The 5,243-nt window shown below is 69.1% G+C and carries 5 protein-coding genes; all 5 read left to right on the top strand.

Annotated features, from left to right (window positions below; translation table 11 throughout):
- The first annotated feature begins 99 nt into the window (after positions 1–99).
- Positions 100–876 carry an isoprenyl transferase gene (locus tag HY726_15515; GenBank protein ID MBI4610404.1) on the top strand — a complete coding sequence of 259 codons (777 nt, stop codon included), beginning with the start codon at positions 100–102 and terminating at the stop codon, positions 874–876.
- A complete protein-coding gene (locus HY726_15510) occupies positions 876–1,736 on the top strand; it encodes a phosphatidate cytidylyltransferase (protein ID MBI4610403.1) in 861 nt (286 codons plus the stop codon). The genes HY726_15515 and HY726_15510 overlap by 1 nt, the downstream gene beginning before the upstream one ends.
- Positions 1,733–2,935: a 1-deoxy-D-xylulose-5-phosphate reductoisomerase gene (locus HY726_15505; GenBank protein ID MBI4610402.1), complete on the top strand. Its 1,203-nt coding sequence runs from the start codon at positions 1,733–1,735 to the stop codon at positions 2,933–2,935. Before HY726_15510 ends, HY726_15505 begins: the two co-directional genes overlap by 4 nt.
- A 16-nt stretch (positions 2,936–2,951) precedes the next feature.
- Positions 2,952–4,316, top strand: a complete 1,365-nt coding sequence (gene rseP / locus HY726_15500; protein MBI4610401.1) for an RIP metalloprotease RseP — start codon at positions 2,952–2,954, stop codon at positions 4,314–4,316.
- Positions 4,317–4,324: 8 nt separating this feature from the next.
- Positions 4,325–5,243 (top strand): flavodoxin-dependent (E)-4-hydroxy-3-methylbut-2-enyl-diphosphate synthase (gene ispG / locus HY726_15495; GenBank protein MBI4610400.1); only part of this gene is annotated, 919 nt, incomplete at its 3' end.

Below are 5,243 nucleotides of genomic sequence, written 5' to 3'. Positions count from 1 at the left end.
GACAAGTTCATCCAGCGGGCGGACGAGCTCCTGAAGAAGAAGGAGCAGGAGATCCTGGGCGGTTGATCGCTCCGGCCTTTTGAGTAAGATAATCGCACCATGACGCTCACCCGAACCCGTGGCGTCGCTGTCGCGTCAGCCCTGAGCGAACGCGAGCTCCTCGAGCGGGTGAAGGCGCGCCCGGTCCCTCAGCACGTGGCGATCATCATGGACGGCAACGGCCGGTGGGCGCGGGAGCGCGGGCTTCCCCGGGTGGCGGGTCACCGGGAAGGGGTGAAGGCGGCCCGGGCGGTGGTGCGCGCGGCGAGCGAGCTGGGGATCCGATACCTGACCCTCTTCGCCTTCTCGTCCGAGAACTGGAGCCGGCCCTCCAACGAGGTCGCAACGCTCATGAGCCTGCTCGAGCGTTCGATCGACCGCGAGGTCCCAGAGCTGATGGCGAACAACGTCAGGCTTCGCGTGATCGGAAGGTGGGACAACGTCCCGTCTCCGGTCAGGCGGGGAATCGATCGGGCGGTGGCGACGACCGCGCAGAATAGCGGGATGACGCTGATCATGGCCTTCAATTACGGCGGCAGGGACGAGCTGGTGGACGCGTCCCGGGCCCTCGCCCGCCAGGTGCAGCGCGGCGAGATCACCCCTGAGGAGATCGACGAGCGCCGGCTCGCGCGTGCCCTCTACACCGACGGGGTTCCGGACCCCGATCTGCTCATCCGGACCAGCGGGGAGATGCGGGTCTCCAACTTCCTCCTGTGGCAGATCGCGTACACCGAGCTCTGGGTCACATCGACGCGCTGGCCCGACTTCGGCCCCCGCGAGCTCTACCTCGCCGTCGCCGACTTTCAGCGTCGCGAGCGCCGGTTCGGAGGCGTGTGATGGCGCGGGCGGAAGGGGTGCCGCTGCCCGGCTCGGTGGAGGCCGCTGCGCCGCCGCCCGGCGCGGCACTGCTCAAGCGTGTCCTGAGCACACTGATCCTGCTGCCTGCCTTCGTCGGGATCGTGATGCTCGGCCCCCTGTGGCTCTTCGGGGCGACGGTCGTCGTGGTCGCCGCGGTCGCGCAGTGGGAGTTCACCGGCATGTTCGAGCGCGCCGGGGTGCGAAGCTTCCGGGTCCTTGGGCTCGTGGGCGGCAGCGTGGTCACGGCAAGCTTCGCGCTCCCCGTCTCCGAGCGGGCCGCCTTCACGGTCGTGCTGCTCGCGGTGCTTCTCGCCGCGATCCGACGGCCTCGGGGCGGGCGCATTGCGTGGGAGCCGACGGCGGTAACCGTGTTCGGGATCTGTTACGTGAACTGGTTGCTGGGCTACGGCTTCTGGCTCCGCGATCTGCCCGCCGGTGCCGACTGGGTCCTGCTGCTCGTCTGCGTGACCTGGATGGGAGAGACAGCGGCCTACGTGGTGGGTTCGACGCTCGGCCGGACAAAGCTCGCGCCCGTGATCAGTCCGCAGAAGACCCTGGAAGGCGCGCTTGCCCAGCTTCTGGTCTCGGTCCTCACGGCGATGGCGGTTTACGCGTCGTTCTTCGCCGAGCTGGGCCTGGGCGAGGCGGTGGTGGTGGGCCTCCTGCTGGGGGTGGTGGGCCAGTGCGGCGACCTGGTGGAGTCCGTCCTCAAACGGAGCGTGGGCGCCAAGGACACGGGCGGGCTCATCCCGGGCCACGGCGGGCTGTTGGACCGGCTGGACAGTCTCCTGTTCAACACCCCCGCGCTCTACTACTACGCGCGGCTCTTCGCGGCATAGGACGCGCGGGCGTGAAACGGCTGACGCTACTCGGCGCGACGGGGTCCGTGGGGCGCCGGGCCCTCGAGCTGGTCGAGGCCTTCCCCAGCGCGTTTCGGGTGGAGGGGCTCGCCGCGCGCGGCTCCAACGTAGATCTCCTCGCCCAGCTCTGCCGGCGTCACCGGCCGCGCGCTGTGGCGGTTCTCGAGCATCGAGCCGCGGACGCCCTGAGCCGACAGCTCCCGGCGCCCCGTCCCGAGATCCTCGCGGGTCCCGACGGCCTCGTCGCCCTCGCCTCCGAGGTCGAGGCCGACGTCGTCCTCTCGGCCCTGGTCGGTGCGGCCGGATTGCTCCCGACAATGGCCGCGATCCAGGCCGGGCGCGCCGTGGCGCTCGCCAACAAGGAAGTGCTGGTGATGGCGGGGGCGCTGATGACAGCCGCGGCTCACGCGAAAGGCGTCCCCCTCCTCCCGGTGGACTCGGAGCACAGCGCCATCTTCCAGTGCCTGCTGGGCCACAACCGCGCCGAGGTGCGGCGGATCCTGCTCACGGCGTCGGGCGGGCCCTTCCGGGAGTATTCGGCTGAGCAGCTGGCGCACGTGAGCGTGGCAGACGCGCTCAATCACCCCACGTGGAAGATGGGAGCCAAGATCACGATCGACTCCGCCACACTGATGAACAAGGGGCTGGAGATCATCGAGGCGCGCTGGCTCTTCGATCTGGTCCCCGACCAGATCCACGTGGTGATCCATCCCCAGTCCATCGTTCACTCCATGGTGGAGTACATCGACGGCTCGATGATCGCCCAGCTGGGCGTCGCCGACATGGCCATTCCGATCCTGTACGCGCTGACGTTTCCCGAGCGGCGCCGCTCCCCGGCGGCGCCGCTGGACCTCGCGCGCGTCGGGGCGCTAACCTTCTACGAGCCGGATACGGAGAAGTTCCCGTGCCTGGCGCTGGCCCGCCGGGCCCTGGCCCTGGGCGGTGCGGCGCCGGTGATCCTGAACGCGGCCAACGAGGTCGCGGTGGCCGCGTTCCTGGATGGGAAGGTCCGGTTCACCCAGATCCCCCAGCTGATCGCGGAGGCCCTGAGTCACGAGCCTCCGCGGGGGCCGGCCACGATCGAAGAGTGCGTGGCGGTGGATCTCGAGACTCGCCGCTTCGTCCGCGAGGAGCTGCTACGGCAGCCGGCGCCCGTCGGCTCCGACCGATCGCGTTGAGCACGGAGGCATTTGCGTGACCACCCTCGTCTCCTTCGTCGTCGTCGTCGGGCTTCTGATCCTGATCCACGAGCTGGGGCACTTCGTGATGGCTCGATGGGCCGGGGTCGGGGTCGAGCGCTTCTCCATCGGCTTCGGCCCGGTGCTGCTCCGCTGGCGCAGCAAGGAGACCGAGTACTGCCTCTCGGTCATCCCGATGGGGGGGTACGTGAAGATGATGGGGGAGGAGAACCCCCTCGAGGGCGGCGGCTCGGCCACGGTGGACCCGGCCAAGTCCTTCTCCCTCAAGCCGCTCTGGGCCCGGGCCCTGATCGTCTTCGCCGGGCCGGGGATGAACTTTGTCCTGGCAGCCGCGATCCTCGCGAGCGTGTTCGTCGTTCAAGGGCGGCCCGTCCTGCCGCCCGTGCTCGGCCGGATTCAGCCCGGCGGCCCGGCGGCAGAGGCCGGGCTTCGAACCGGTGATCGGGTCGTCGCGGCGGAAGGGCGGCCCGTGACCAACTGGGAGGACCTCTTCAGGGTGGTCCTCGCGGCTCGCGGGGAGACGATCCAGATCGTCGTGCTCCGTGGGGGCGAGGAGCGCAAGGTCGCGCTCATCCCGGTCAGGACCAAGGTGCGCGACATCTTCGGCGACGAGCGCGAGAGTTGGGACCTCGGCGCGCGGCCCTTCACGCCGGCGAAGATCGGCGAGGTGCTAGCGGGATACCCCGCCGCCCAGGCCGGGCTCCAGGGGGGAGACAGCGTGGTGGCGCTTGACGGCGCGCCGATCGCGTCCTGGGACGAGCTGGCGGAGGAGATCCGCAAGCGGCCCGGCCGGCCGGTGCACCTCACCCTCGAGCGGGCGGGCCAGAGGCTGACGCTGGCGGTGACGCCGCAACCCACCAAGGAGCGAGGGCCTGGCGGAGAGGAGATCGAGGTCGGGCGGATCGGGATCAGCCCGCTCCCCATGGTGACCTTCGTCCGCTCCAACCCGATCGTGGCAGTCGGCGACGGGCTGGCGCGGACCGCCGAGATGACGTGGCTCACGGCCATCGGCCTCTGGAAGCTCGTCACCGGCCAGCTCCCGGTATCCACCATCGGCGGCCCGATCCAGATCGCGGTGACGGCGGGGGAGCAGGCCAGGCAGGGGATCACGAGCCTCGCCTTCTTCACCGCGGTCATCAGCGTGAACCTGGCGCTGCTGAACCTGCTGCCGGTCCCGGTTCTCGACGGAGGGCATCTGCTCTTCTTCGCCATCGAGGCGGTCCTCGGTCGTCCCCTCTCGCTCAGGAAGCGCGAGCTCGCCCAGCAGGTCGGCTTCTTCCTCCTGCTGCTCCTGATGGTGTTCGCCGTATACAATGACCTGGTGAAAAACGCCGATCACTTCTTTAGGTTCCTCAGGTAGGAGCGGCCATGACCCCACGACGCAGGACCAGGCAGATCCAGTTGGGGGCCGTCACAGTGGGCGGCGACGCTCCCATCACCGTGCAGTCCATGACGAAGACCGACACGCGGGATGTCGAGGCCACGCTCCTCCAGATCTGGGCGCTGGAAGCGGCGGGCTGCGACATCGTGCGGGTGGCGGTCCCGGTCAAAGAAGCGGCCGAGAAGCTCGGGGAGATCCGCAAGCAGATCCGCATCCCGCTCGTCGCCGACATCCACTTCAACTACAAGCTGGCGCTGATGGCTCTCGAGCAGGGCGTGGACGGGCTCCGCCTCAACCCGGGCAACATCGGCGGCAAGCAGTTCGTGATGGACGTGGTGAAGGTCGCCCGGGAGCGGAAGATTCCCGTCCGGATCGGGGTGAACGCAGGCTCGCTGGAGAAGGACCTGCTGGCGAAGTACGGCGGGCCCACGGCCCAAGGCATGGTCGAATCCGCGCTCCGTCACATCAGGATCTTGGAGGACTGCGGCTACCCGGAGATGAAGATCTCGCTCAAGGCCTCCGACCCGGCCATGATGATCGAGGCCTACCGGATGCTGGCGGATCAGGTCGACTACCCGTTCCACCTTGGCGTCACCGAGGCCGGGACGCCGACCGTGGGGACCATCAAATCGGCGCTGGGTATCGGCACGCTCCTGTCGGAAGGGATCGGAGACACGATCCGGGTGTCGCTGGCTGCCGATCCGGTGGAGGAAGTGCGCGTCGGGATCGAGATCCTGAAGGCCCTCGGGCTCCGGAAGCAGGGACTCACGTTCGTCGCGTGCCCCTCGTGCGGCCGCGCCGACGTGGACCTCGTCAAGCTCGCGCGTGGCGTCGAAGACCGCCTCAAGGGGGTCAACGCCAACATCCACGTCGCGGTGATGGGGTGTGAAGTAAACGGGCCGGGCG

The sequence above is a fragment of the Candidatus Rokuibacteriota bacterium genome (assembly GCA_016209385.1).
In the GTDB taxonomy this organism is placed as follows: domain Bacteria; phylum Methylomirabilota; class Methylomirabilia; order Rokubacteriales; family CSP1-6; genus JACQWB01.
Note: the sequence above shows the minus strand (reverse complement) of the source record. Positions and strands in the feature narration are given on the sequence as shown.